The organism is Pseudomonas sp. NPDC089530, from assembly GCF_050280705.1.
Taxonomy (GTDB): domain Bacteria; phylum Pseudomonadota; class Gammaproteobacteria; order Pseudomonadales; family Pseudomonadaceae; genus Aquipseudomonas.
In genome coordinates this window covers 1-26816 of sequence record NZ_JBNNVU010000075.1, presented here as the reverse complement: position 1 = coordinate 26816, position 26816 = coordinate 1, and the positions used below count along the sequence as shown (strand labels likewise).

Below are 26816 nucleotides of genomic sequence, written 5' to 3'. Positions count from 1 at the left end.
GGGCAAGCGTTACGCTACCCGTGAGGGTGGCTACCTGCGCATCCTCAAGTGCGGTTTCCGCGCTGGCGACAACGCTCCTATGGCGTACGTCGAGTTGGTTGATCGTGCTACTGCTGGCGAAGCTGTATCCGCCGAGTAAGACGTCAGTCTGAAACAAAAAACCGGGCCTAGTGCCCGGTTTTTTGTGCGCGCAAGAAAAATGCACGGTTCGTACAAGCTTCCGACATCGTTCTGTTGTCACTATGTGTTGGGAGGGTAATTAGTAATTATCTATCGAAGCCAGAAAGTTAATGAATTTGTGGCTATCACTTAGGTGATCAATACTTCCCGCCAAGCCGAGTAGCCGGCAGTTCCAAGACTGACAGAGGAAGAAGACCGTATGAGCCAGATCAAAACGCTTACGACCGCCAGTGGCGCACCTGTCGCTGATAACCAGAACTCTCGCTCCGCCGGCCCGCGTGGCCCGCTGCTGCTCGACGATTTCCATCTGATCGAGAAGCTTGCGCACTTCAACCGTGAAAACATTCCTGAGCGCCGTGTACACGCCAAAGGCTCGGGTGCTTACGGTACGTTCACAGTCACGCGTGACATCACCGAATACACCAGCGCCAAGCTGTTTGAATCGGTAGGTAAACAAACCCCGACGTTTCTGCGTTTCTCTACCGTAGGCGGTGAGCGCGGTTCGGCTGATACCGAGCGCGACCCACGGGGTTTTGCCCTGAAGTTCTATACCGAAGAAGGCAACTGGGACATTGTCGGCAACAACACGCCAGTGTTCTTCATCCGTGATCCGCTGAAGTTTCCTGACTTTATCCACACCCAGAAACGTCTGCCGCAGAGCAACCTGAAAAGCGCTCAAGCGATGTGGGACTTCTGGTCGCACTCTCCCGAGGCGCTGCACCAGGTCACCATCCTGTTCTCGGATCGCGGGATTCCCGACGGCTATCGCCACATGCACGGCTTTGGCAGCCACACCTATAGCCTGATCAACGCCAAGGGCGAGCGGCACTGGGTGAAATGGCACTACAAGACCCGGCAGGGCATCAAGAACCTGGCGCCGGCCGAGGCTGCCCGCCTGGCGGGTACCGACCCGGATTACGCCCAGCGCGACCTGTTCAACGCGATCGAACGCGGTGATTTCCCGAAATGGAGCGTGTGCATCCAGATCATGACCGAAGCTCAAGCGGCGGCTCATTACGAGAACCCGTTCGACGTGACCAAGACCTGGTCGCAGAAAGAGTTCCCGCTGATCGAGGTCGGTGAGCTGGAGTTGAACCGTAACCCGCTGAACTATTTCGCCGAAGTCGAGCAGGCTGCCTTTGGTCCAAGCAATATGGTTCCAGGCGTGGGCCTGTCGCCGGACCGCATGCTGCAAGGCCGCGTATTCGCCTACGCCGATGCTCACCGCTACCGTGTGGGTACCAACCACCAGCAGTTGCCGGTCAACGCCCCGCGTAGCCCGGTCAACAGCTACCAGCGTGACGGTGCCATGGCGTTTGGCAGCAATGGTGGTGCTTCGCCGAACTACGAGCCGAACAGTTACGCCGACGCGCCGAAGCAGGCTCCTCGGTACGCGGAGCCAGCCCTGGCGCTCAGCGGTGCGGCGGATCGCTACGATCACCGCGAGGACACCGACTACTACAGCCATGCAGGCGCACTGTTCCGTCTGATGAACGACCAGCAGAAAGCGCTGTTGATCAACAACATCGCCGGTGCGATGGCAGGTGTCAGCGCGGATGTGGTCCAGCGTCAGCTGCAGCATTTCTTCAAGGCTGACCCGGCTTATGCAGAAGGTGTGGCGAAGGCGTTGGGCGTACAGCTGAACTAAGTCTAAACGAGAAGCAGAACCGCCCTCATTCGGGCGGTTTTTGCGTTTTTTCGGCTAGTTTTCTCTGAAAATCTTCACTTTGTTAGCGCTTTTCCAGTGACCTGCGAGTCAGCTTGGTTCAAAATACAGACTTTCAAGCAGGGAGATGTAGGGCGATGCAAGGTCACCCGGACGTAATCGATTACCTCAACACGTTGCTGACGGGCGAACTGGCGGCACGTGACCAATATTTTATCCACTCGCGGATGTATGAGGACTGGGGCTTCAGCAAGCTCTACGAGCGCATCAACCACGAAATGGAAGAAGAGGCACAACACGCTGACGCGTTGATGCGCCGCATCCTGATGCTCGAGGGGACGCCACGCATGCGCCCTGACGATCTGGATATCGGTACCACCGTGCCGGACATGTTCGCCGCCGACCTGCGCCTGGAGTACAAGGTCCGCGCCGCGCTGTGCAAGGGCATTGAGCTCTGCGAGAAACATAAGGACTATGTCAGCCGCGACATGCTGCGTGTGCAGCTGGCCGATACTGAAGAAGACCATACCTACTGGCTGGAAAAGCAGTTGGGTCTGATCAAGTCGATCGGTCTGGAAAACTACCTGCAGTCGCAGTTCTGATGCGCTAAGCCAGCGCGTTCGCAACTGCGGACGGCAATAAAAAAGCCCCTGCCATTTCTCAATGGCAGGGGCTTTTTTATTGGGCTCAGGCCCGGTCGCGGGTCAGCAGTGGCTTGAGGTAGTAGCCGGTATGGGACTGCGACATTTCTGCCAGTTGCTCCGGCGTGCCCACGGCGATGATCTGGCCGCCCTTGGAGCCGCCTTCAGGCCCCAGGTCCACCAGCCAGTCAGCGGTCTTGATCACGTCCAGGTTGTGCTCGATCACCACCACGGTGTTGCCGTGGTCGCGCAGGCGGTGCAGAACATCCAGCAGCTGCTGGATATCGGCGAAGTGCAGGCCGGTGGTCGGTTCGTCGAGGATGTAGAGAGTCTTGCCGGTATCGCGCTTGGACAGTTCACGAGACAGTTTGACCCGCTGCGCCTCGCCACCGGACAAGGTCGTCGCCGACTGCCCCAGCTTGATATAGGACAGCCCCACGTCCATCAGCGTCTGTAGCTTGCGCGCCAGCGCCGGCACCGGATCGAAGAACTCCCGCGCTTCCTCGATGGTCATTTCCAGGACTTCGTGGATGCTCTTGCCCTTGTATTTGATCTCAAGGGTTTCGCGGTTGTAGCGCTTGCTCTTGCACACGTCGCAGGGCACGTAGATGTCCGGCAGGAAGTGCATTTCCACCTTGATCAGGCCATCGCCCTGGCAGGCTTCGCAGCGTCCGCCTTTGACGTTGAAGGAGAAGCGGCCCGGACCATAGCCGCGCGAACGCGACTCGGGGACCCCGGCAAACAGTTCGCGTATCGGGGTGAACAGCCCGGTGTAGGTCGCCGGGTTGGAACGCGGTGTCCGACCGATCGGGCTCTGGTCGATATCCACGACCTTGTCCAGATGCTGCAGGCCGTTGATGCTGTCGTGCGCCGCAGCTTCCAGCGTGGTGGCGCCGTTCAGGGCTGTGGCGCTGAGGGGGAACAGGGTGTTGTTGATCAGCGTCGATTTACCGGAGCCGGACACACCGGTCACGCAGGTCAGCAGGCCGATCGGAATCTCCAGGTCGACGTTGCGCAGGTTGTTGCCCCGGGCGCCCTTGAGGGACAGCGACAGCTTCTTGTTGCGCGGCGTACGTTTGGCTGGCACTTCGATCTTCACCCGTCCGGACAGGTACTTGCCGGTCAGCGATTCGGGGTGGGACATCACCTCGTCGGGCGAGCCCTCGGCGACGATCTGCCCGCCATGCACACCGGCACCCGGGCCGATGTCCACCACATAGTCGGCCAGGCGAATAGCGTCTTCGTCGTGTTCGACCACGATCACCGTGTTGCCGATATCCCGCAGGTGTTTCAGGGTGCCCAGCAGGCGGTCGTTGTCTCGCTGGTGCAAGCCGATGGAGGGCTCGTCGAGGATGTACATCACCCCCACCAGGCCGGCGCCGATCTGGCTGGCCAGGCGAATGCGCTGGGCCTCGCCGCCGGACAAGGTGTCGGCGCTGCGATCCAGAGTCAGATAGTCCAGGCCGACATTGACCAGGAACTGCAGGCGCTCGCGGATTTCCTTGAGGATCTTGTCGGCGATCTCGCCGCGGCGGCCGGTCATCGACAGGCTGCCGAAGTAGTCGGTGGCATCGCCGATCGGCAGGCTGGTCACGGCCGGCAGGGTTTTCTCGCCGACCCACACGTGGCGCGCCTCACGCCGCAGGCGGGTGCCGCGGCAGTCCGGGCACGGCTGGGTGCTGAGGAACTTGGCCAGTTCCTCGCGCACGGTGGCCGACTCGGTTTCGCGGTAGCGCCGCTCCAGGTTCGGCACTATGCCTTCGAACGGATGGGAGCGTTTGACGATATCGCCACGGTCGTTGAGGTACTTGAAGTCGACGTTCTGTGTACCGCTGCCGTTGAGGATGACCTTCTGCTGGTCGGCCGACAGCTGGTTGAACGGTACTTCCAGGCTGAAGCCGTAATGGGCGGCCAGCGAGCCGAGCATCTGGAAGTAATAGACGTTGCGCCTGTCCCAGCCGCGAATCGCCCCTTCGGCCAGGGTCAGTTCGCCATTGACCAGGCGCTTGATGTCGAAGAACTGCTTGACCCCCAGGCCGTCGCAGGTCGGGCAGGCGCCTGCCGGGTTGTTGAAGGAGAACAGCTTGGGTTCCAGTTCGCTGATGGCATGGCCGCAGATCGGGCAGGCGAAACGCGCGGAGAAGATCATCTCTTCGCCGGGCTCGTCGTCCATCGGCGCCACCAGGGCAATGCCGTCGGCCAGTTTCAGCGCGGTCTCGAACGACTCGGCCAGGCGCTGTTGCAGATCGGCGCGCACCTTGAAGCGGTCGACCACCACATCGATGGAGTGCTTCTTCTGTTTATCCAGCTTCGGCAGCTCGTCCAGTTCGTAGAGCTTGCCGTTGACCCGGGCCCGGACGAAGCCCTGGGCACGCAGTTCCTCGAGGACCGACAGGTGCTCGCCCTTGCGCTCGCGGATCACCGGGGCCAGCAGCATCTGCTTGCTGCCTTCCGGCTGGGCCAGCACCAGGTCGACCATCTGGCTGACGGTCTGGGCTTCCAGCGGGATGTCGTGGTCCGGGCAACGCGGCGTACCGACGCGGGCATAGAGCAGACGCAGGTAGTCGTAGATCTCGGTGATGGTGCCCACGGTGGAGCGCGGGTTGTGCGAGGTGGATTTCTGTTCGATGGAAATCGCCGGCGACAGGCCTTCGATGGTGTCGACGTCGGGTTTTTCCATCATCGACAGGAACTGCCGGGCATAGGCCGACAGGGACTCGACATAACGGCGCTGGCCTTCGGCGTACAGCGTGTCGAAGGCCAGAGACGATTTGCCCGAGCCGGACAGGCCGGTGATGACGATCAGTTTGTCCCGTGGCAGGGTCAGGTCGATGTTCTTCAGGTTGTGGGTCCGGGCCCCACGAATCAGGATCTTGTCCAAAGTGGCCTCGCTCGGCGGGCGTCGAAAACGTAGGAGTATAAGGGCAAATACTGGATGGATGCACACTATCAAATCGCGACTTTGCAGCCTTAGATGAAACCTGCGCGGCAAAGCGTCGCCATATACCCCGTCAATCGATCGGACTGGTAGAATCGCCGCCGGTTCACACGAGGTTTTTCCATGCACGATCCCCACAGCGAACGCATGAGTGGCGCCGAGACCCGCGCGGCAAGCGGTCTGGCCCTGGTGTTCGCCTTCCGTATGCTTGGCATGTTCATGGTGTTGCCGGTCCTGGCGACCTATGGAATGGATCTGGCGGGAGCGACCCCGGCCCTGATCGGGCTGGCGATCGGCGCCTACGGCCTGACCCAGGCGATTTTCCAGATCCCGTTCGGGATCATTTCCGACCGCATCGGCCGACGTCCGGTGATCTACCTGGGGCTGGTCGTCTTCGCCCTGGGCAGTGTGCTGGCGGCCAATGCCGACTCGATCTGGGGCGTGATCGCCGGGCGCATCCTGCAGGGCGCCGGGGCGATTTCCGCGGCGGTCATGGCGCTGCTGTCGGACCTGACCCGCGAGCAGCACCGCACCAAGGCCATGGCCATGATCGGCATGACCATCGGCTTGTCCTTCGCCGTGGCCATGGTGGTCGGCCCGCTGCTGACCCGCAGCTTCGGCTTGTCCGGGTTGTTCCTCGCCACCGGCGCCATGGCGCTGCTGGGCATCTTCATCGTCGCCTTCATGGTGCCGCGCTCGACCGGCCCGTTGCAGCACCGTGAGTCCGGGGTCGCGCGCCAGGCGCTGTTGCCGACGCTCAAGCATCCGGACCTGCTGCGCCTGGATCTTGGTATCTTCGTGTTGCACGCGATGCTGATGTCGAGCTTCGTCGCCTTGCCCCTGGCCCTGGTGGAAAAAGCCGGCCTGCCCAAGGAACAGCACTGGTGGGTCTACCTCACTGCGCTGTTGATCTCCTTCTTCGCCATGATCCCGTTCATCATCTACGGCGAGAAGAAACGCAAAATGAAACGAGTTCTGCTGGGCGCGGTCAGTACGCTGCTGCTCACCGAGCTATTCTTCTGGGAGTTCGGCGACAGCCTGCAGGAGCTGGTGGTGGGTACGGTGGTGTTCTTCACCGCGTTCAACCTGCTGGAAGCATCGCTGCCGTCGCTGATCAGCAAGGTTTCACCGGCCGGCGGCAAGGGCACGGCCATGGGGGTCTATTCCACCAGCCAGTTCCTGGGTTCGGCACTGGGGGGCATTCTCGGCGGCTGGCTGTTCCAGCATGGCGGTTTGTCGGTTGTGTTCCTCGGTTGCGCCGGGTTGGCTGCCCTGTGGCTGGCCTTTGCTGTTACCATGCGCGAACCACCTTATGTGACGAGCCTGCGCTTGCCGTTATCGCCCGAGGCGATCCGCGAAGCCGGTCTGGTCGAGCGCCTGAAGGCCGTCGTTGGGGTAACAGATGCCGTGATGGTGGTCGAAGAAGCCGCCATTTACATCAAATTGGACACCGAATTATTGGATCGCGCGACCCTCGAGCAGCTGGTCGAGATGATGGTCGAACTGGGCTCGATGCCCGTGATGAAGATCCTGTCGCAAGCTACCCGCGTCATCGCCGAAGGCGAAGTGCTGCAGCTCTCGAAAGTCCGTGATGCCAGCACCACCGAAGAAACCTACATGGAAGTCATCCGCGGCAAGACCGCGATGCTCTTCGAGGCCTCGACCCACAGTGCCGCCGCCCTGGCCGGCGCCACCGAGGCACAGAGCGAAGCCCTGCGAACCTTCGGCGATCACCTGGGCGTGGCCTTTCAGCTGGTGGACGACTTGCTGGACTACAAGGGCGATGCGCAAACCCTGGGCAAGAACGTCGGCGACGACCTGGCCGAAGGCAAGCCGACCCTGCCGCTGATCTACACCATGCGCGAAGGCACGCCGGAACAGGCCGCACTGGTACGCCAGGCGATCCAAAAAGGCGGTATCGAAGACCTGGAAAGCATCCGCACGGCCGTGGAAGCCTCAGGTTCCCTGGATTACACCGCCCAGCTGGCCCGCGACTATGCCGCTCGCGCCATCGCCTGCCTGGAAGCCCTGCCGCCAAGCGAATACCGCGACGCGCTGGTGGAACTGAGCGAGTTCGCCGTAGCCCGCACGCACTGATCCACTGAAGAACAAGCCCGCTCCTGCAACCTTTTCGGCCCCTGCAGGCGCGGGCTTGTTCGTTATGCGGGCCGCCAAATCCCCGGCAACACCCCTTCCCCCGGCAAAACCTTATATAATGTGCGCTTTTTAGCCTTCCTGAAATCGAGGAGTCTTAGTGAGCACGCTGCCACCCTGCCCGAAATGCAATTCCGAATACACCTATGAAGACGGCGTCCAGCTGGTCTGCCCCGAATGCGCCCACGAATGGTCCGCCAACGCCGAAGCCGAGGCTGCTTCCGATGAAACCGTGAAAAAGGACTCGGTCGGCAACGTCCTGCAGGACGGCGACACCATCACCGTGATCAAGGACCTGAAGGTCAAGGGCACTTCGCTGGTGGTCAAGGTCGGCACCAAGGTCAAGAACATCCGCCTGTGCGATGGCGACCACGACATCGACTGCAAGATCGACGGTATCGGCCCGATGAAACTCAAGTCCGAGTTCGTCCGCAAGGTCTGATATCCAGGCTATCGCCCCGCGCCAGGCGCGGGGTGAAGCCCTCCCCGCCCCAGCCAATCCCCCCACTTCTCCCGCCACGCAGCAAAAGGCCAGCCCTTTTGACCCACAACAGTTTCCACACAGAAAAAAGCAGAAACCGCCAATAGGTACTTGCTATTCATTGAATAAGAATTATTCTCATTGAAACCCATCAAGGAGATGAGACTCATGACTTATTTGATCGACGCATGGCTGGACCGCCCACACCCTTACCTGCGAATCCTGCATCGGGAAACCGGGGAAGTCTGTGCGGTATTGGAGGAAGAAGCCTTGAGCGAACTGCAGGATCAGGGTGACCTGGACCTCAACGGCCTGAGTTCCAGCGAGCCGGTGGTGCTCAAGGAGCTGGTCCGCAACCTGTTTCTGTTCTGCTATGCACGGGCCTTGCGCCCTGTTGGAACGGCCGAAGGCCTGGGCGCGAAAATCCGCCTATGACCCCGCCTGAACCGCTTGTCGAGGCAAGCCTGCCCGCGCTCCGCCCAGCGCAAAAACGCTATGGGGATCGCGAGCAGGCTCAGCCCGGCAACTGAAGCTTACAGAACGTCGAGCAGCTCGACGTCGAACACCAGAACGCTGTGCGGCGGGATGCTGCCAACGCCTTGCGCGCCGTAAGCCAGCTCGCTCGGCACGTACAGACGCCACTTGCTGCCGGCATTCATCAGTTGCAGCGCCTCGGTCCAGCCAGCGATCACGCCGCCGACCGGGAATTCCGCAGGCTGGCCGCGCTCGTAGGAGCTGTCGAACACAGTGCCGTCGATCAGGGTGCCGTGGTAGTGAGTGCGCACGCTGTCTTCGCGGGTTGGCTTGGCGCCTTCGCCCTGGGTCAGCACTTCGAACTGCAGGCCCGATGCCAGAGTGGTGATGCCTTCACGCTTGGCGTTTTCAGCCAGGAAAGCCAGGCCCGCGCCAGCAGCGGCTTCAGCCTTGGCGGCTGCTTCGGCTTGCATGATTTCGCGGATCACTTTGAAGCTGGCGGACATTTCTTCCTGGCCGACACGGCTAGGCTTACCGGCGAACGCGTCGGTCAGGCCAGCCAGGATCGCGTCCAGGCTCACGCCCGGTGGCGGGTTGTCACGCAGCTGGTCGCCCAGCTGACGGCCGATACCGTAGCTGACGCGGGTTTCGTCGGTGGACAGATTTACTTCGGACATGACACTGCTCCGCTGTGCGGACGGCTCGGAAATCCGCCGTACGTGCACGGCGCATCCCGGTACGCCCGGAACCAAAAGGGCGAGCAGACTAGCACAGTTGCCACGGCGATGATGAGCGTGCCGTCTACCGGGCCTGACGGGAAGCGATCGGCACCCGCAGGCTGTCCTCGACGCTGGCCGAGAGGCCGCACATCTCGTCATGTACCGACGTGTGGATCAGGTTGAAAGGCAGCCTGGGAAAGGCGTGCAGCAGTTCCCGGGCATGCTCCACCGAGCGCAGATGCAGCATCTGGCCATGGGCGTCGCTCAACGGGTAGGCCGCTCCGTGCATCCGTGCCTCGAGCAGATAGATACCGCCTTCGAGGGAAATCAGGTTCAGTTCATCGATCTTTCCGGCGACGGCATAAGCATTCAACTCGTGCAGGTTCATGAGCGCACCTCGCGCAGTTCAAGCCCGTGACCGTTACAGGGATATGCCCGGGCCGGTAAAAGCACAAGCCGGAAACGACGCCGCCCGTCCGTTTCACAACGGCCGGGCGGCGCGGCTACAGCACGGGTCGAAGCCTTAGTGCTTGGTCAGCTTGTCCAGGTAACCCATGGCGAACGCCGAGATCACGAAGGTCATGTGGATGATCACGTACCACATCAGGTACTGGGTCTCGATGTTCTTCGCGTCCATGAACACCCGCAGCAGGTGGATCGAGGAAATCGCCACGATGGAGGCCGCTACCTTCATCTTCAGCGAGGAAGAATCCATCTTGCCCAGCCAGCTGAGCTTCTCCTTGTCCTCGTCGATGTCCAGCTGCGACACGAAGTTCTCGTAGCCGGAAATCATCACCATCACCAGCAAGCCGCCGACCAGCGCCATGTCGATCAACGACAACAGCACCAGGATCAGATCGGACTCGGCCATGGAGAACACGTTGGGAATAACGTGAAAGATTTCCTGGAAAAACTTCAGGGCCAGGGCGAACAGGCCCAAGGACAGACCGAAGTAGATTGGCGCCAGCAGCCAGCGCGACGCGTACATTGCATTCTCGACAAAACGTTCCATTGAATCTCACACAGGTATAAAAAACGGCGGCGAGTATATCAGCCGGCCAAAAGCCCATAAACCGCAACGAAATCCATCACCTGCGCGTTTACCGGAGTGATTTTCTGCTAGTGTCGGAATGACTTGAACAGCCCAATGACCTCGGACAGGAAGCCTGGAGAATGGATTTGCGATTGCCTTTGGTGGGTACCGGCCTGTGTATCGCGGTACTGCTCAACAGCGGTTGCTCGCCCAGCGACGAGAAGCGGCAAGTCAGCCTGGAACAGAAAACCGCACAGTTCGAACAGTCCCTGGACGCCATCCAGGACCCCAAGCTCAAGGACGCTGTCGCTGACCTGGGTGGTTCGTTACTCCTGCTCGAACGGGCGCAACTGCGGCTCCAGAGCAAACCCGTCGAGACCGAATACGGCGACGACGCCCTGGCCCTGCTCAAGCACTACCCCAGCCCGCAGGCCCTGGTCGATACCTACCTCAACGGCCTGTTCATCCTGCGCAAGAACACCAACTCCGACTACCTGACCGACCTGCAGCCGGTGTTCCCTTTCAGCTTCAACATGCCGGCGCAATTCCCCTTCCCCCATGGCCTGGAATGGCAGTCCGTGACCCTGAGCAACGGCAGGGTCATCGCCTTCCAGCCCGAATGGTCGGAAACCGATCCCGGCATCCAGTTGAGCCCGTCGAGCTCCAACCTGACCAATCCGGACGACCTGACCGTGACCTACCCCTTCATCGAAGGCCTGGAGGTCGAAAACAAGAACCAGCCCCAACCGGTGAGCCTGCAAGGTAAGGCCGAAGTGATAGCCCCCCATCAGGTTTTCACCTTCGAGCTGGGCAAGGCCGATATCGGCAAGCCACGCAGCGACAAGAACATCAGCGTAAAACTCCTGTCCCTGGACAAGAACAGCGCCGAAGTCGAGCTGACCAACAGTGCCCCGCCGGCGCCGGAGCTCGGCGATACGCCGCTCAATCCGTTGCTGGTGCAGGCCCGCGACACCACTGGCCAGTTCCTCTCGCGCTCCGGCTCGATCAACGAGAACAGCCAACAGATCGCTTTCTATACCCGGCAGCTCGCCGACATGCAGCAGCAGAAGGCCTGGAGCGAAGCGTTCGGACAGCAACTCGAAGAGCAGCGCAAGACCTTCGAGCGCGAGCAGAAAAGCCAATACACCAAGGTGTATTTCAATGGTTTGATCGACAAGCTCGAAGTCAATGTGCTGGATTTCTCCGAGGCCACCGTCACCCGCAAGGACCTCGACCTGAAGGTGCAACGCTTCGACCGCCAGACCAGCGACAGCAAGGTCCAGCCCCTGCCCATGCCGGTCGTGGTGTATGACGACCAGGCGCCGAACTACCTCAAGGGCGCCGAGCTTGACGAAGAGACCTTGAAGAACAGCGTGGTCATTCATCAATCCACCGAAGACGCCAGCACGGCGCGGATCGAGTTCGACCACCCGAAAACCTTCAATGACGAACTGCTCGGCACATCCTTCTCTTCAGGCGACAGCCCAGTGACCTTCTTCACCCAGGACGCCAACGGCAAACGCGGCGAACCCATCGAACTGCCTGCGGAGGCGTTCGAGGTCGACCCGATGCGCAGCTCGATCACCTACGACCTGACCCTGTTCCCGGAAACCCCGGCGTATGCCATCGGTTCGATCCCGCTGTTCCTGGCCAGCATCGAGAAGAAAAACCTGGCCACCAGCCAACTGCCCAAGGGGCTGGAACTCAGGGGCAATGCGCTGATCGTCGACCAGCGACGATTCCCGGCCGAGTCCTGGCGCTTCTACGCCAAGGACGGCAGCGGCCAGTACCTGAAGGAGATTCTTGCGGTCAGCCATGAAGCGCCGGCAAAGGGCACGGCGCCGTTCGACGTGCATTATTTCTATGGGCAGCCCAGTGAGCTGGAGACCTACCAGCGCAACGAACTCAACACTGTCGAATATGGTTTTGAGGTCAAGCTCGACAAGCCGGAAAACCCACCGCCCACCGAGTAGGCCTCAGCGGGCGGAACGAAGGTCAATGGCGGCAACGTTCACCATTGATCTGCCGTAGTTGAGCCTGAAGATGCAGGCACCAGATCTGCGGATCGTCCGCCAGCTCATAACCATGGGTGGTGAGGCTTTCGACGATGGAATCAAGGATGGATTCGGCCACGTTGGGCCCGCAGAAAGGTCCCTGGGCCTTGATGGCCGAAGGTTGTTCACCGGCCATTCCAGCGGCGAACAGTAAGGTCCACATTCCGTTATCCCCCGCCAGCGGGCGGATGCTGCATTCGATACGGGTGACCAGGCCAAGACACTGGCGGGTAAGGCAGAGGTTGCGCGACATAGCGGCGACCCTCGGTAGATCCGGTATTCAACCTTCATGTGAAGACTGTTTCGATCCAGCGACGACTGTCGTTCTCCTTGCCTGAGAATAGGAAGAAAAGACTGAGAAGCAAAGTTGGCCGGCCGAACAGGCGCCGAATGGTCTTTTCGCAAAAATTGACGTCAGCCGACCGGCGCCGCGACGAAGGCCGAGCCCTCGTCGCAGCACGGATTCAGGCCGGCTTGGTTTCGGCCAAGGCCTCTTGCGCGTGCTCTTTTTCCGCTTCCTTGAGGTCCTCTTCGCTGATCATTTCAGCGATGACCCGCAGACGCTCCACCACCCGCGCGTTGACACTGCCCTCGGGGAACTGGCCGTCCGCGTCCGACTCGCCCGCCGGCTCGCCCACCAGCAGGCTCAGGGCCTCGTCGGCCTGGCGCACGGCATACACGTGGAACTTCCCGGCGCGGACCGCTGCCAGTACCTTCTCGTCGAGCATCAGGGTGGCGACGTTGGCCTGAGGAATGATGACACCTTGTTCACCGGTCAGGCCCCGGGCCTCGCAGAGACGGAAGAAGCCTTCGATCTTCTCGTTGACCCCACCCACCGCCTGGACTTCGCCGAACTGGTTGATCGACCCGGTAATGGCAAAACACTGCTTGAGCGGGGTTCTCGACAAGGCCGAGATCAGCGTGCAGGCCTCGCCCAGCGAGGCGCTGTCGCCGTCGATGTAGCCGTAGGACTGCTCCAGGGCGATGCTCGCCGAGATCGCCAGGGGGAACTCCTGGGCATACCGGCTGCCCAGGTAGCCGGTCAGGATCATCACGCCCTTGGAGTGAATCGGCTGGCCGAGGTTGACCTCGCGCTCGATGTCGACGATACCGCTGCCCCCCGGATACACCGTGGCGGAAATCCGCGCCGGGATACCAAAGGCCGAGTCGCCCACTTCCAGCACCGTCAGGCCGTTGCACTTGCCCACGGCAGCGCCGTCGGTGTCGATCAGGATGATCCCCGCCAGCATGTCGTCGAGAATCCGCGCCGAGACCCGCCCGGTGCGCGTGGCCTTGGCCTTGAGCGCCCGTTCGATGTGCCCGGCGTCGGTCATCTCGTCTGAGGCCAGGTGCCGGATGAAGTCCGCCTCGCTGACCAGCTGGAACAGATCGCCAATACGCGCCGACAGGCGCCCTTGATGCTCCGCCAGACGGGCGCTGTAGGTCGCCAGGCGCGCCACCGCGTCCGCAGTCAGCGGCGCCATGCCTTCTTCGGAGGTACGGGTTTTCAGCAGTTGGGCGAACTGTTCGAGGCTCTCATCCACCATCGGGATGTCTTCATCGAAATCCACCAACACGCGGAACATCTCCTGGAAGTCCGGATCCAGGTCCTGCAGCGTGTAGTACAGCTGCCGGGCGCCGATGATGACGACTTTCACCTGCAACGGGATGTGTTGCGGGGTCAGGGTCACGGTGGCCAGACGCCCCAGCTCGCCCAATGGCGACTCCATCTTCAGCTTGCGCGATTGCAGGGCCCGCTTGAGCGCATCCCAGACAAAGGGTTCGCTGAGCATCTTCTCCGCTTCGAGAATCAGGAAACCGCCGTTGGCCCGGTGCAGGGCCCCCGGACGCAACTGCCGGTAAGTGGTGTACAGCGCGCCCTGATCGGTGCTGTATTCGATGCGGCCAAACAGGTTGTCGTAAGTCGGGTGCGGCTCGAACACCACCGGCGCGCCGCCGCTGGCCGGGTGGCCGACTACCAGGCTCGGACCGTACTGCTCTTCCAGCAGCTTGCGGGCCGCCGCGTCGGTCTTGCTGTCGTCCACCAGTTGCTCGACCACGGTCTTGAGCAGATAGACCTGCATGGCTTGCAGATAACCGCAGACGCCAGCGTTTTCCGCGTACTTCTCGGACAGCGGCGCCAACAGCGGCTGCAAGGCCAGGGTGATGGTTTCTTCGTTGAGCTGACGCAGCTGGTTGCTCGACTCGCGCTTCCACTGCGGCAGGCTCGCCAGCTCTTCGTTGAGGCGTTCTTCCAGGGCGGAAATATCCTCATGGAAACGCTCGCGATCGGCTTCGGGCAATTGCGCGAACTCGGCCTCGTCCAGCGCCTTGCCCTCGAACATCGGGGTGAAGGCGATATTGCTGCTGTCGCGGTACAGCGCGACGTCCTTCTCCAGCGCCAGGCGCTCGATGACGTCCAGGGCGCGGTCGTAGCGCTGGTTGAACGCGCGGTCGATGGCGCTTTTCTTCTGCTGATAGGACGGATGCTCGAAGACCGCCGGAAAGGTCGCCAGCAGGTTGTCGATCAGGCCGTTGATGTCGCTGATGAACGCCCCTGCGGCCCCAGAAGGCAGCTCCAGCGCGCGCGGCTCGCGCGGCTCATCGAAATTGTTGACGTAGACCCAGTCGGACGGGGTCTGCAGACGCTTGCCCTCAGCCTTCAGGTAGCGTTTGACGAAAGAGAAGCGACCAGTGCCGGGCTCGCCCATGACAAAGACGTTGTAACCGGGGCGTGGCATGGCCACGCCGAACTGCAAGGCTTCGACTGCGCGTTCCTGGCCAAGCACACCGCGAAAGGGCTCCAGATCGTTGGTGGTCGAGAAGCTGAACTGTTCAGCGGAAAACGGACGGGTCAGCGCTTCGGGCGCCAGACGCAAGCTGGCAGCAACAGGATCGGGCATCGGGCTTCCTTACATCAGGCAGGGCAGATGGGGCATTCTGGCGCCGGGTACACCGGCTGGCAAGGCGCGCGGACGCTAAAGCGCGGGCCGCTAGCGAGTGTGAGGCACCCTGCATAAAAGCCGGCTATTTCAAGGATTGCTTCGGAAAAAAACCCGTTGTCTTCGGAAAATGCCTAAACTCCACCCTGCGCGGCTGGACTAATAACCGGCCCACTGGCGCCGGCATGGGCCAGACCCCTTGTCCATTGGTTTGCACATAAAGAGAACAAAGCTATGAAACGGATTCTTCTCGGTACTCTCTTCACCGCTGTATCCATCAATGCAATGGCCCAAGCGCCAGGCGGTCCGGACTGCGGTTGGGGCAACATGCTGTTCGAAGGGCAGCGCGGCACTCCAGCTCACTTCCTGGCTTCCACCACCAACGGCACCTCCGGTAACGCGACTTTCGGCATGACTTCCGGCACCAACGGTTGCTCGACCAACAGTGCGCTGACTTACGGCGGCAAATCCTGGTTTGCCATGAATGGCATGATGAACGAGCTGTCCGAAGACATGGCCAAAGGCGAAGGCGAAGCGCTGACCACCTACGCCGTGGTCCTGGGTGTCGCTCCTGAAGACCGCGCGCACTTCGCCGCCGTCACCCACGAGCACTTCCAGCAGATCTTCAGCAAAGCCGACATCACCGCGGACGATGTGCACACCAACACCCTGGCCGTGCTGAAAAGCGACGCACGCCTGGCCAAGTACGCCACCCCGGCCTGATCTTGAGCCGCCCGCTCCTTTGTAAGGGAGCGGGCTTTTGTTTTTCGGACATGACTCTTCCCGAGTCTTTGTTTTTGCCGACTCAAGTTGCCCACCATGCTCAAACGCCTCGCTTATCTGGCGCTCTGTGCCTGCGCCCCGCTGTCTGCCGCGCCACATATCGACCCTTCACGTTTGCAGCAACTGGCCAGCGATCCGTTCTGGATCTCCCTGGGCCATTACGAGACCGCCAAGCTCGGTGGCTGGCGCAGCTATATCAGCGACCCTAAATTCTTCCTCGCCGCCAACGGCGCCGAGCACCCCGATGCCGAGCTCAGGGCCACCCTGGAGGCGATCTACGCCCCGACCGGCAGCGCTAACCAGCATGCGCAATGCGTTTACCCCGCCCGTACCCGCTGGCTCAAGACCCAACTGAACCTGAACGATCTGCCGACGGTTGAATGCAGCGAATTCAACCAGTGGTTCAAGGATGTCGCGCCCCACAGTACGGTGATGATTTTCCCGGCGGCCTACCTAAACAGCCCGTCGTCGATGTTCGGCCACACCCTGCTGCGCATCGATCAAGCCGACGTGCAGAGCAACCACACGTCCCTGCTCAGCTACGCGATCAACTTCGGCGCTTATATAGAAGGCTCGGACAACAGCATCCTCTACGCCTGGAAAGGCTTGATGGGCGGCTACCCCGGCCTGTTCGCCCTGGTGCCCTACCAGGAGAAACTCTCGGAATACCGCAGCCTGGAAAACCGCGACCTGTGGGAGTACCGGCTGAACCTGACCCAGGCCGAGACCGAACGCATGGTCGAACACGTCTGGGAACTGAAACAGATCAAGTTCGACTACTTCTTCTTCGACGAAAACTGCTCCTACCGCTTGCTGGAACTGCTGCAGGTGGCACGTCCCAGCCTGCGCCTGACCGAACAATTCCCGCTGACGGCGATTCCCACCGACACCGTCAAGGCGGTCAAGGAAGCCGGCCTGGTGGAGAAGATCGAGTACCGCCCGTCCCGCGAACGTGAGTTGCTCGAGCGCGCCAAGCCGCTGAGCCACGATGAGCAGCAATGGGTGCTGAAAATCAGCGCCGACCAGCAACAACTGCAGGAGCCAGCCTTCAAGGCCCTGCCGCGGGAACGCCAGGCGCTGATCGTCGATACGGCCTATCGCCTCGAACGTTATCGGGCCAACGGCCAGGAACGCGACCCGCAGCGAGCGCAACGCAGCTTCGAACTGCTGCGGGCGATCAACCGCAACCCGCCGCCCGAGCTGTCCATCGCCCGTCCCGGCCTGCCGGAAGACGGCCACGAGTCGCGCACCTGGCAGGTCGGCGTGGGCACCCGCGGCGACAGGGCGTTCGGCGAATACGGGCTGCGCATGGCCTATCACGACCTCAACGACAACACCGAAGGCTTCCCCCTGGGCGCCCAGATCGAAATCCTGCAGATGAAGCTGCGCCAGTACGAAGGCAACCAATGGCAGTTGCAGCAACTGGATCTGGCCACCATCCGCTCGCTGACGCCGCGCAACGAACTGCTGCAACCCTGGTCCTGGCAGGTCACCGGCGGCCTGGAACGGGTACCGGGCAAACACGACGACGAAACCCTGGTCAGCCATGTCAACGGCGGTGGCGGCGGTACCTGGCAGTTGGGCGAGAACCTGCTCGGCTTCGCCCTGGGCACTGCGCGCATCGAACACAATGCCGACTTTGCCGCTTTCGTTACTCCCGCGGCCGGCTTCAATACCGGCCTGCTGTGGAAAAACCCGCTGGGCAATTTCAGCGTCGAAGCCAAGGGCGACTATTTCACCAACGGCGAGGTGCGCCGCAGCCTGAGCCTCAACCAGCAATGGGAGCTGTCGCGCAACCTGGGCCTGCGCCTGAGCGCCCAGCGCGAGTTCAGCCACCTGGCCACCGCGGAAAACGAGGTGATGCTGGAAGTGAAGTGGTACCACTACTGACGCACCCGGCAGCGACTACAGGCAAACAGGGCGATCACCGGACTTTCACGGCTCACTGACAAATGCCCTTCTAAACTTCACTCATGCGGATTCGAGGAGTCGCAGATGTGGCGTTTTGGTTGGGCCGTGCTGTTGCTGGCACTGGTCAGTGGTTGTGAATCGACCCACGAGCAGTTGCTGAAACAGGGTTATCCACCGGCCTTTGCCGACGGTTTCGATGACGGTTGCATCAGCGGTCGCCAGGCTGCCGGGGCAATCAGCGGCGAATTTCGCAAGAACGTGCCGCGCTACCTCAAGGACCCGCAATACGCCGAGGGCTGGAGCGATGGTTTTCGCCAGTGCCAGGCCATGCTGGAAAACCAGGACCGCAATGAGTATCGGGAGCGTCACTGGGACGAGCGCGAACGCGCCTGGCAGCAGGAGAAAGACCGCGATGCGGCGCGAGCCTATCGCTCGCAGTAAGTCGCTTTCAGACATGGCCTGAAACCAAAAGGCTGCGACCATGACCTGAATGCCATTCCGGGAGAAATTCCATGAGCCGAGCCTTCGTCAACGAGGATCAGGCTGCCGCCCAAGCCGACCAACCAGTGGAACGCCTGGTCAGCGCGCAGCCCAACTACGTCACCCCTCAAGGCCTGAGCGAGCTGCAGGCCAGAGTCGCGCACCTGCAGGCCCGACACAACGAACAGGAGGCGCTGGGCGAGCGCGCGGACCCGCAACAGCTGGCCGATATCGAACGCGACCTGCGCTACTTCAACCAGCGCCTGCAAAGCGCCCAGGTGGTGCCCCAGGCGACCTCACGGTCGAAGGTGCAGATCGGCAGCCGGGTGGTCTTCGCCGACGAGCACGGCACCGAGCGCTGCGTGCAACTGGTGGGAGAGGATCAGGCCGATGTCGCCAAGGGCCTGATCAATTGGGGGTCGCCGCTGGGTCGGGCGCTGCTGGGTGCCCAGCTCGGCGATGAAGTGCTGTGGCAGCGCCCTGCCGGCAATCAGCTGATCGAAGTGATCCGCATCGACCCGGCTTAAACCACGCCCTGGGCCAGCATGGCCTCGGCGACCTTGACGAAGCCCGCGATGTTCGCGCCCTTGACGTAGTTGATCCGGCCGTTTTCTTCGCCGTAATGCACACAGGCATGGTGGATCGACTGCATGATGTGGTGCAGCTTGCTGTCCACCTCGCCGGCGGTCCACAACAGGCGCATGGCGTTCTGCGACATCTCCAGCCCGCTGACCGCCACGCCGCCGGCGTTCGACGCCTTGCCCGGAGCGAACAGGATGCCGGCCTCGATAAAGATATCCACAGCCTCCAGGGTGGTCGGCATGTTCGCCCCTTCGGCCACGCATATACAGCCATTGCGCAACAGCGTGCGCGCCGCCTCGGCGTCCAGTTCGTTCTGGGTGGCGCACGGCAGTGCGATATCGCACGTCAGCGCCCAGGGATGTTGCCCAGCGAGGAACTCGAGCTTGAACCGGGCCGCCAGCTCACGGATGCGCCCGCGCTTGACGTTCTTCAACTCCAGCACCGCCTGCCATTGCTCCTCGGTCAGCCCGGCCTCGCAGTAGAGCGTGCCTTCGGAGTCCGACAGGGAAATCACCTTGCCGCCCAGGTCCATGACCTTGCGCGCTGCGTATTGCGCCACGTTGCCGGAGCCGGAAATCGCCACGCGCTTGCCTTCCACCCGGTCGTCGCGGCGCTTGAGCATTTCCTCGGCGAAGTACACGCAACCGAAGCCGGTGGCCTCGGGGCGAATCAGGCTGCCGCCATAACTCATGCCCTTGCCGGTCAGCACCGAAGTGAACTGGTTGCTCAGGCGCTTGTACTGACCGAACAGGAAACCGATTTCCCGGGCGCCGACGCCGATATCCCCCGCCGGCACGTCCACATCCGAACCGATATGGCGGTACAGCTCGCTCATGAAAGCCTGGCAGAAACGCATCACTTCCGCATCGCTCTTGCCCTTCGGATCGAAATCCGAGCCGCCCTTGCCGCCGCCCATGGGCAGCGAGGTCAGGGAGTTCTTGAAGGTCTGCTCGAAGGCGAGGAACTTCAGCAGCCCGAGGTTGACCGACGGATGGAAGCGCAAACCGCCCTTGTACGGGCCGATGGCGCTGTTCATCTGGATGCGGAAGCCGCGATTGACCTGGACCTTGCCCTGATCGTCGACCCACGACACGCGAAACACCACCGCCCGCTCCGGCTCGCAGATGCGCTCGAGAACCCCCGAGCTCAGGTAATGCGGGTTGGCCTCCAGGAACGGCCACAGGCTGCGCAGCACCTCTTCCACCGCCTGGTGGAATTCCGGCTGGTCCGGGTCGCGCTTTTTCAGGCGGGCGAGGAAGTTTTCGACGGATTCGATCATGGGAAAGTCTCGGCAGATTTATTGTCGTTAAGGGAGATTTGCCCTGGACTTTAGCAACTCGAACAGCACCACGACAGAGCAAAATGTCGCAGTTATGAATTTAAATGGTGCAATAGATATAAATATCCACCTGTTTTCGGTGTTTTGCGCACCGTTTCAGGGAGCCAGATCAATGGCGTCGCCCCATGTTGGACAAACCCAAAATGGGCGATGCCGGTCAGCCCGCTCGCGATAGCAACAATCCGCCCCATCTGAAAAAACGCGCAAAAAAAACGGAGCCCGAAGGCTCCGTTTCTTTCAAGCAACCGACCCGGATCAGGCCAGTTTCTTGTACCGCACACGGTGCGGTTGAGCTGCTGCGTCGCCAAGGCGCTTCTTGCGATCGGCCTCGTACTCGGTGTAGTTGCCTTCGAAGAACACCGCTTGCGAGTCGTCTTCGTACGCCAGGATGTGGGTCGCGACACGGTCCAGGAACCACCGGTCGTGGGAGATCACAATGGCGGCGCCCGGGAAGTCCAGCAGGGCTTCTTCTAGGGAACGCAGGGTTTCGACGTCGAGGTCGTTGGACGGTTCGTCGAGCAGCAGGACGTTGCCGCCCTCCTTCAGGGTCAGGGCCAGGTGCAGCCGGCCACGCTCACCACCGGACAGGTCCTTGACGAACTTCTGCTGGTCGCCGCCCTTGAAGTTGAAGCGGCCGACGTAGGTACGCGACGGGATCTCGTAGCTGCCGATGCGGATCTGGTCGGAACCGTCGGAGATCTGCTGGAATACGGTCTTGCTGCCGTCCAGGTCCTCGCGGCTCTGGTCGACGCAGGCCAGCTGCACGGTTTCACCGACTTCGATGCTGCCCGAGTCCGGGGTCTCCTTGCCCATCAGCATGCGGAACAGGGTGGATTTACCCGCACCGTTGCCGCCGATCACGCCGACGATGGCGCCTTTGGGCATGGAGAACGACAGGTTGTCGATCAACACGCGATCGCCATAGCCCTTGGTGACGTTCTTGAACTCGATGACCTTGTCACCCAGGCGCGGACCGGCCGGGATGTAGATCTCGTTGGTTTCGCTGCGCTTCTGGAATTCCTGGGATTGCATTTCCTCGAAGCGAGCCAGACGAGCCTTGGATTTCGACTGACGGGCCTTGGCGCCTTTGCGCACCCACTCCAGCTCTTCCTTCATGGCCTTTTCATGGGCCGACTGCTGCTTGGATTCCTGGGCCAGACGATCGGACTTGGCTTCCAGCCAGCCCGAATAGTTGCCCTCGTAAGGAATGCCGGCGCCGCGGTCGAGTTCCAGAATCCAGCCGGCGACGTTGTCCAGGAAGTAACGGTCGTGGGTGATCGCTACCACGGTGCCCGGGAAGTCGTGGAGGAAGTGTTCAAGCCAGGCCACGGAGTCGGCGTCCAGGTGGTTGGTCGGTTCGTCGAGCAGCAGCATGTCCGGGGCGGACAGCAGCAGGCGGCACAGGGCCACGCGACGTTTTTCACCACCGGACAGGTGTTCCACCTTGGCGTCCCAGGCCGGCAGGCGCAGCGCATCGGCGGCGACTTCCAGCTGGCGCTCCAGGTTGTGGCCATCGCTGGCCTGCAGGATCGCTTCGAGCTTGGCCTGTTCGGCGGCCAGCTTGTCGAAGTCGGCGTCCGGATCGGCGTAGGCCGCGTAGACCTCGTCCAGGCGCGCCTGGGCGTCCTTGATCACGCTGACCGCTTCCTCGACCACTTCACGCACGGTCTTGGTCGGATCCAGCTGCGGTTCCTGGGGCAGGTAGCCGATGTTCAGCTCGGGCATCGGACGGGCTTCGCCTTCGAACTCGGTGTCGACGCCCGCCATGATTTTCAGCAGGGTGGACTTACCCGAACCGTTGAGGCCCAGTACGCCGATTTTGGCGCCAGGGAAGAACGACAGAGAGATGTTTTTCAGGATTTCCCGCTTCGGCGGAACAACTTTGCCCAGCCGATGCATGGTGAAGACGTATTGAGCCATGATGAACCTAGCGTCAGTGACTGATGAATAGAGCGGGCGAAGCCCGGCCAGGCCATGCGCAGCGCGGGCATTTGATCGTGATCAATGCCCGCGCACGGAAAAAGCCTGATTGTCTGGAGCTGGAGCGCTCCCGCGTAACCGGCAAAGCTACCTCAATGGCCGGACAAGGTCCAGCCAACCTGGGCTGGCACTTTGCCACAACTCAAGGCATGCTAGCCGCCCTTCGGGCGTCCGGCTTATAGTGCACGTCGCGCCAGTCCAGCCAAACCGCAGGATCACAGTTTGTCCAACGCCATCTCGCCTTCTGCCCTGCGCGTTCCTGCGCCTGCGTCCGGCTCGCCCCTGCGTGGCACCTTGAAAGGCGTCCTGGCGACCCTGGTCCTGTTGCTGCTCGCCCTGCTGTTCTGGCAACTGCTCGACCAACTGCAACAAACCCGCAAAGACCAGCGTCAACACGCCATCGACTACAACGCCGACCTGGCCGAACACATCAGCCTCAACCTGGCGCTCCATGCGCAGATCGCCCTGAATCTGCTACCGATCGTCGAGCCGCCGCAAAACACCGAACAGCAGCAACTGCTGCTGAAAAAGCTGCAACTGTCCCTGCCGGACCTGCAAAGCATCGCGCTGCTGGATGCCAAGGGCGAGGTTATCAGCGACAGCGCCGCCGACGGGCAAGACAGCCCATGGCTCGCTGACCTGATCAGCCGCAGCCGGGGCCAGCGCTACTACTACAGCAACGCCGCCGACGGCGCCCAGGCCCAACTGCTGCTCCAGCAGCCCAGCGGCGCCCTCAAGACGTACTGGGTGCTGCGCCTGGCACCGGGCTTCGTCCAGTCCCTGAGCCTCGACCCCGATCAGGAATCCCACTCGATCTGGGTCATTGAAAACCGCCTGAACCAGAAAACCCTCGGTCGCGACGACGGCCGCAACAATCCGGTGACCGGCGAAGAGATCGCCAACAGCGTGCTGGTCGCGCCGCTGGGTAACAGCGACTGGCAATTGCGCGGCCTGTTCGACGAACGCGCGGTGATCGAACAGCTGTTGCCCGCGTTTATCGCCAAATGCCTGCTGGGCCTGGCGCTGTCCCTGCTGCCGGTGATCGCGCTGCTGAACATGCGCCGCCGTCAGCGTCAGTTGCACGAAGGGCGTCGTCGCTACCAGGATATTTTCGAAGGGACCGGGGTCGCCCTCTGTGTGCTGGATATCTCCGGGCTGCCGGCGTTTCTCGACAAGGCACAACTGCACGACAGCGAACAGCTCGAGCGCTGGCAGGAGACCAACCCACAGCAGCGGCAGCTATTGCTTGAGGAACTGCGCGTCACCGAGGTCAACCAGGTGGCCTTGCGGCTGCTCAACGTTGACTCCTGCGAGCAGGCCTGGAAGCTGCTGATCGAAGGCAGCCCGCTCAATAGCAGCGCCATCGGCCAGCAGCTCCTGGAGACGGTGATCAACCAGCACAAACAGCTGGAGCTGGAGATCCGCCTCTGCGACGCCCAGGGCCAGGACCAGCACCTGTGGCTGGTGCTGCGCCTGCCGGAAGACCCTGCCGACTATCGGGCGGTGATCCTCAGCATCAGCGACATCACCAGCCGCAAGCTCATCGAGCTGTCGCTGCTGGAGCGCGAGGGTTTCTGGTCGGATGTGGTGCGCACCGTGCCGGACCACCTGTATGTGCAGGACGTCATCAGCCAGCGGATGATCTTCAGCAACCACCACCTGGGCCAGACCCTCGGCTACAACAAGACCGAACTGCACCAGATGGGCGAGTACTTCTGGGAAATCCTCCTGCACTCGGAAGACGCCGACCTGTATCACCGCCTGCGCCAGGAACAACGGTACGGCGGCTACCTGCAATTGCTGCAGTGCCATCTGCGCTTTCGCCACCGCAGCGGCCAATGGCGTTGCTTCGACATCCGCGAACAGGCCCTGGCGCGGGACAAGTACGACCAGGTCACGCGCATCATCGGCGTGGCCAAGGACATCACCGACCAGATCGAGGCCAGCGAGTCCCTGCGGGACAGCGAACGGCGCTATCGCATGCTCGCCGAAAGCATCAGCGACGTGATTTTCTCCACCAACAGCAAGATGGCCCTCAACTATGTCAGCCCCTCGGTGCTCTCGGTACTGGGTTATGAAGTCGAGTGGATCTTCCAGAACGGCTGGCAATCGACCATCGCCAACCCGCAACAGCTGACCGGCATCTACGCCCTGATGGAACGGATCGGCAAGGCCCTGGACAAGCCCGAGCAACTGGCGCAGTTGCGCAGTCAGGTGCAGACCCAACTATTCCTGTTCGACTGCCTGCGGGCCGATGGGCGCAAGATTCCGATCGAATTGCGGCTGGTACTGGTGTGGGACGAACACGGCGCCTTCGAAGGCGTGCTCGGGGTCGGCCGCGATATCAGCCAGCAGCGCCGCGCGGAAAAAGACCTGCGCATGGCGGCCACGGTATTCGAGCACTCGACCTCGGCGATCCTGATCACCGACCCGGCGGGTTATATCGTCCAGGCCAACGAGGCGTTCAGCCGGGTCAGCGGGTACGCGGTCTCCCAGGTGCTCGACCAACTGCCGAACATGCTCACCGTCGACGAACAGCAGGAAGCCCACCTGCGCTACGTGCTCAAGCAGTTGCACCAGCACAGCACCTGGGAGGGTGAGGTCTGGCTCAAGCGCCGTAACGGCGAGCACTACCCGGCCTGGGTCGGCATCACCGCAGTGCTCGACGACGAAGGCGACCTGGCCAGCTACGTGTGCTTCTTCACCGACATCAGCGAGCGCAAGGCCAGCGAGCAGCGCATCCATCGCCTGGCCTACTACGACGCCCTGACCCACCTGCCCAACCGCACGCTGTTCCAGGACCGCCTGCACACCGCCCTGCAATCGGCGGAGCGGCAGAAGTCCTGGGTGGTGCTGATGTTCCTCGACCTGGACCGTTTCAAGCCGATCAACGACTCCCTCGGCCATGCCGCGGGCGACCGCATGCTCAAGGACATGGCCACCCGCCTGCTCGATTGCGTCGACGATGACGACACCGTGGCACGCATGGGCGGCGATGAATTCACCTTGCTCCTGCAACCCCGGGCCAGCCGCGAGATCGCCCTGAACCGGGCGATCCACGTCGCCGAGCAGATTCTCGCCAGCCTGGTGAAGCCGTTCGTGCTCGAAGGCCGCGAGTTCTTCGTCACCGCCAGTATCGGCATCGCCCTGAGCCCGCAAGACGGCAACGAGCTGAGCCAGCTGATGAAAAACGCCGACACCGCGATGTACCACGCCAAGGAGCGCGGCAAGAACAACTTCCAGTTCTATCAGGCCGACATGAACGCCAGCGCCCTGGAACGCCTGGAACTGGAAAGCGACCTGCGCCACGCCCTGGAGCAGCAGGAGTTCATCCTCTACTACCAGCCGCAGTTCAGCGGCGACGGCAAGCGCCTGACCGGTGCCGAAGCGCTGTTGCGCTGGCGCCATCCGCGGCGCGGCCTGGTACCGCCGGGGGACTTCATCCCGGTGCTCGAAGAACTGGGGCTGGTGGTGGATGTCGGTGACTGGGTGATCGGCGAAGCCTGTCGCCAGCTCAAGGCCTGGCACCAGGCCAAGGTCCGGGTGCCGAAGGTGTCGGTGAACATCTCGGCCCGGCAGTTCTCCGATGGCCAACTGGGGACGCGGATCGCCACCATCCTCAAGGACACCGGCCTGCCGCCGGCCTGCCTGGAGCTGGAACTGACCGAAAGTATCCTGATGCGCGAAGTCAGCGAGGCGATGCAGATCCTCGACGGCCTGAAGAACCTCGGCCTGAGCATCGCGGTCGACGACTTCGGCACCGGCTACTCGTCGCTGAACTACCTCAAGCAGTTCCCCATCGACGTACTGAAGATCGACCGCACCTTCGTCGACGGCCTACCGTCCGGCGAGCAGGACGCGCAGATCGCCCGAGCCATCATCGCCATGGCCCACAGCCTGAACCTGGCGGTGATCGCCGAGGGTGTGGAAACCCACGAACAGCTGGACTTCCTGCGCGAACACGGCTGCGACGAAGTCCAGGGCTACCTGTTCGGCCGGCCGATGCCGGCCAACAGCTTCGAAGGGCAATTCAGCAACGACGCGCTGTTCATGTTCGACTGATCCCGCCAGCCGCCGAAGGCCTTCTGTGATCTCAAGAGCACGGCCACTGCGTGGCCGATCGCAGCCTGCGGCAGCGGCTACAAGGTGCAGGGCTGACGGCTCATGAACACCACTTGTCTGCGACATGATGTCCTTTCATATGCCATCTAAAAGCCGTTGAGTTAGAATGCCCCCCTTTTCTGCCCCGATCCTTGAGGACCGCCATGTTCAGCCGTGATTTGACTATTGCCAAGTACGACGCCGATCTCTTTGCCGCCATGGAGCAAGAAGCCCAGCGCCAGGAAGAACACATTGAGCTGATCGCTTCGGTGACCTCGTCGATCACCGGGTTGCGGTCGCCCAGTTCGCGCACGTGCATGCGCAATTCATGGTCGAGGGTGCTTTCGCCGAAGTTGAG

The 26816-nt window shown here is 61.9% G+C and carries 20 protein-coding genes and 2 pseudogenes; 14 read left to right on the top strand and 8 right to left on the bottom strand.

The genetic code is table 11. The annotated features are described in order from the left end of the window. The 3 genes from ACQKQA_RS22945 to bfr form a co-directional block, all read left to right on the top strand. The coding region (locus ACQKQA_RS22945; protein WP_427562799.1) for a bL17 family ribosomal protein at window positions 1–139 on the top strand (139 nt) is incomplete at its 5' end. 240 nt (window positions 140–379) lie between these two features. After that, window positions 380–1828, top strand: coding sequence for a catalase (locus tag ACQKQA_RS22940; protein WP_427562796.1), 1449 nt, complete (start codon window positions 380–382; stop codon window positions 1826–1828). Between the two features lie 155 nt (window positions 1829–1983). Further along, entirely contained in the window at window positions 1984–2448 is a 465-nt protein-coding gene (bfr, locus tag ACQKQA_RS22935) for a bacterioferritin (RefSeq protein ID WP_075122031.1), read from the top strand. A gap of 85 nt (window positions 2449–2533) precedes the next feature. Here the strand turns inward: bfr and uvrA are convergent, their stop codons facing one another. Continuing rightward, entirely contained in the window at window positions 2534–5368 is a 2835-nt protein-coding gene (gene uvrA, locus ACQKQA_RS22930) for an excinuclease ABC subunit UvrA (RefSeq protein ID WP_427562793.1), read from the bottom strand. Window positions 5369–5548: 180 nt separating this feature from the next. Between uvrA and ACQKQA_RS22925 the strand changes: the two are divergent. From ACQKQA_RS22925 to ACQKQA_RS22910, 4 genes and pseudogenes are all read left to right on the top strand, one after another. Next, window positions 5549–6901, top strand: a pseudogene (locus tag ACQKQA_RS22925) (MFS transporter); the annotation flags it as partial. Between the two features lie 12 nt (window positions 6902–6913). Next, window positions 6914–7522 (top strand): annotated as a pseudogene (locus tag ACQKQA_RS22920) (polyprenyl synthetase family protein); the annotation flags it as partial. Between the two features lie 157 nt (window positions 7523–7679). Then, window positions 7680–8021, top strand: coding sequence for a zinc ribbon domain-containing protein YjdM (locus ACQKQA_RS22915; RefSeq protein WP_427562790.1), 342 nt, complete (start codon window positions 7680–7682; stop codon window positions 8019–8021). 207 nt (window positions 8022–8228) lie between these two features. Beyond that, window positions 8229–8495, top strand: coding sequence for a hypothetical protein (locus ACQKQA_RS22910; RefSeq protein ID WP_427562788.1), 267 nt, complete (start codon window positions 8229–8231; stop codon window positions 8493–8495). Between the two features lie 98 nt (window positions 8496–8593). Here ACQKQA_RS22910 and ACQKQA_RS22905 read toward each other — a convergent pair whose 3' ends face one another. From ACQKQA_RS22905 to ACQKQA_RS22895, 3 genes are all read right to left on the bottom strand, one after another. Beyond that, window positions 8594–9211, bottom strand: a complete 618-nt coding sequence (locus tag ACQKQA_RS22905) for an FKBP-type peptidyl-prolyl cis-trans isomerase (protein WP_427562785.1) — start codon at window positions 9209–9211, stop codon at window positions 8594–8596. Between the two features lie 124 nt (window positions 9212–9335). Then, window positions 9336–9641: a DUF6482 family protein gene (locus ACQKQA_RS22900; protein ID WP_427562783.1), complete on the bottom strand. Its 306-nt coding sequence runs from the start codon at window positions 9639–9641 to the stop codon at window positions 9336–9338. Between the two features lie 135 nt (window positions 9642–9776). Beyond that, complete coding sequence (locus ACQKQA_RS22895) at window positions 9777–10265, bottom strand: TIGR00645 family protein (RefSeq protein ID WP_427562780.1); 489 nt, start codon at window positions 10263–10265, stop codon at window positions 9777–9779. A 161-nt stretch (window positions 10266–10426) separates the two neighbouring features. Between ACQKQA_RS22895 and ACQKQA_RS22890 the strand changes: the two genes are divergently transcribed. Beyond that, complete coding sequence (locus ACQKQA_RS22890) at window positions 10427–12259, top strand: hypothetical protein (RefSeq protein ID WP_427562777.1); 1833 nt, start codon at window positions 10427–10429, stop codon at window positions 12257–12259. 22 nt (window positions 12260–12281) lie between these two features. On the opposite strand, the gene ACQKQA_RS22885 is transcribed toward ACQKQA_RS22890, so the two are convergent. Both ACQKQA_RS22885 and ACQKQA_RS22880 read right to left on the bottom strand, forming a co-directional pair. Continuing rightward, entirely contained in the window at window positions 12282–12593 is a 312-nt protein-coding gene (locus ACQKQA_RS22885) for a hypothetical protein (RefSeq protein WP_427562775.1), read from the bottom strand. Between the two features lie 211 nt (window positions 12594–12804). Continuing rightward, the gene (locus ACQKQA_RS22880) at window positions 12805–15243 is read right to left on the bottom strand and encodes a Lon protease family protein (RefSeq protein ID WP_427562772.1); all 2439 of its coding nucleotides are present in this window, start codon (window positions 15241–15243) and stop codon (window positions 12805–12807) included. 273 nt (window positions 15244–15516) lie between these two features. On the opposite strand from ACQKQA_RS22880, the gene ACQKQA_RS22875 reads away from it, so the two are divergent. The 4 genes from ACQKQA_RS22875 (at window position 15517) to ACQKQA_RS22860 (ending at window position 18983) form a co-directional block, all read left to right on the top strand. Next, complete coding sequence (locus ACQKQA_RS22875; RefSeq protein WP_427562770.1) at window positions 15517–16005, top strand: DUF3015 domain-containing protein; 489 nt, start codon at window positions 15517–15519, stop codon at window positions 16003–16005. Between the two features lie 96 nt (window positions 16006–16101). Further along, a complete protein-coding gene (locus ACQKQA_RS22870) occupies window positions 16102–17955 on the top strand; it encodes a DUF4105 domain-containing protein (RefSeq protein ID WP_427562767.1) in 1854 nt (617 codons plus the stop codon). Window positions 17956–18060: 105 nt separating this feature from the next. Then, window positions 18061–18417 (top strand): hypothetical protein, encoded by a 357-nt coding sequence (locus tag ACQKQA_RS22865; protein WP_427562765.1) that lies wholly within the window; start codon window positions 18061–18063, stop codon window positions 18415–18417. A 71-nt stretch (window positions 18418–18488) separates the two neighbouring features. Continuing rightward, window positions 18489–18983, top strand: a complete 495-nt coding sequence (locus ACQKQA_RS22860; protein ID WP_427562762.1) for a GreA/GreB family elongation factor — start codon at window positions 18489–18491, stop codon at window positions 18981–18983. On the opposite strand, the gene gdhA is transcribed toward ACQKQA_RS22860, so the two are convergent. Together gdhA and ettA are read right to left on the bottom strand one after the other, a co-directional pair. Beyond that, window positions 18980–20317, bottom strand: coding sequence for an NADP-specific glutamate dehydrogenase (gdhA, locus tag ACQKQA_RS22855; protein WP_427562761.1), 1338 nt, complete (start codon window positions 20315–20317; stop codon window positions 18980–18982). The genes ACQKQA_RS22860 and gdhA overlap by 4 nt on opposite strands. 315 nt (window positions 20318–20632) lie before the next feature. Continuing rightward, complete coding sequence (ettA, locus tag ACQKQA_RS22850) at window positions 20633–22297, bottom strand: energy-dependent translational throttle protein EttA (RefSeq protein WP_007924767.1); 1665 nt, start codon at window positions 22295–22297, stop codon at window positions 20633–20635. Window positions 22298–22579: 282 nt separating this feature from the next. Here ettA and ACQKQA_RS22845 point away from each other — a divergent pair, with 282 nt between their 5' ends. Together ACQKQA_RS22845 and ACQKQA_RS22840 are read left to right on the top strand one after the other, a co-directional pair. Beyond that, on the top strand, window positions 22580–26419 hold the full coding sequence (locus tag ACQKQA_RS22845) for a sensor domain-containing protein (RefSeq protein WP_427562756.1): 3840 nt from the start codon (window positions 22580–22582) through the stop codon (window positions 26417–26419). Window positions 26420–26622: 203 nt separating this feature from the next. Continuing rightward, on the top strand, window positions 26623–26816 hold a 194-nt coding region (locus ACQKQA_RS22840; RefSeq protein WP_427562753.1), incomplete at its 3' end, for a hypothetical protein.

Excerpts from the sequence above, each read along its gene's own strand:
- ACQKQA_RS22940 (WP_427562796.1), top strand. The coding sequence starts at position 380 with ATGAGCCAGATCAAAACGCTTACGACCGCCAGTGGCGCACCTGTCGCT.
- bfr (WP_075122031.1), top strand. The coding sequence starts at position 1,984 with ATGCAAGGTCACCCGGACGTAATCGATTACCTCAACACGTTGCTGACG.
- ACQKQA_RS22910 (WP_427562788.1), top strand. The coding sequence starts at position 8,229 with ATGACTTATTTGATCGACGCATGGCTGGACCGCCCACACCCTTACCTG.
- ACQKQA_RS22905 (WP_427562785.1), bottom strand. The coding sequence starts at position 9,211 with ATGTCCGAAGTAAATCTGTCCACCGACGAAACCCGCGTCAGCTACGGT.
- ACQKQA_RS22900 (WP_427562783.1), bottom strand. The coding sequence starts at position 9,641 with ATGAACCTGCACGAGTTGAATGCTTATGCCGTCGCCGGAAAGATCGAT.
- ACQKQA_RS22895 (WP_427562780.1), bottom strand. The coding sequence starts at position 10,265 with ATGGAACGTTTTGTCGAGAATGCAATGTACGCGTCGCGCTGGCTGCTG.
- ACQKQA_RS22890 (WP_427562777.1), top strand. The coding sequence starts at position 10,427 with ATGGATTTGCGATTGCCTTTGGTGGGTACCGGCCTGTGTATCGCGGTA.
- ACQKQA_RS22885 (WP_427562775.1), bottom strand. The coding sequence starts at position 12,593 with ATGTCGCGCAACCTCTGCCTTACCCGCCAGTGTCTTGGCCTGGTCACC.
- ACQKQA_RS22880 (WP_427562772.1), bottom strand. The coding sequence starts at position 15,243 with ATGCCCGATCCTGTTGCTGCCAGCTTGCGTCTGGCGCCCGAAGCGCTG.
- ACQKQA_RS22875 (WP_427562770.1), top strand. The coding sequence starts at position 15,517 with ATGAAACGGATTCTTCTCGGTACTCTCTTCACCGCTGTATCCATCAAT.
- ACQKQA_RS22870 (WP_427562767.1), top strand. The coding sequence starts at position 16,102 with ATGCTCAAACGCCTCGCTTATCTGGCGCTCTGTGCCTGCGCCCCGCTG.
- ACQKQA_RS22865 (WP_427562765.1), top strand. The coding sequence starts at position 18,061 with ATGTGGCGTTTTGGTTGGGCCGTGCTGTTGCTGGCACTGGTCAGTGGT.
- ACQKQA_RS22860 (WP_427562762.1), top strand. The coding sequence starts at position 18,489 with ATGAGCCGAGCCTTCGTCAACGAGGATCAGGCTGCCGCCCAAGCCGAC.
- gdhA (WP_427562761.1), bottom strand. The coding sequence starts at position 20,317 with ATGATCGAATCCGTCGAAAACTTCCTCGCCCGCCTGAAAAAGCGCGAC.
- ettA (WP_007924767.1), bottom strand. The coding sequence starts at position 22,297 with ATGGCTCAATACGTCTTCACCATGCATCGGCTGGGCAAAGTTGTTCCG.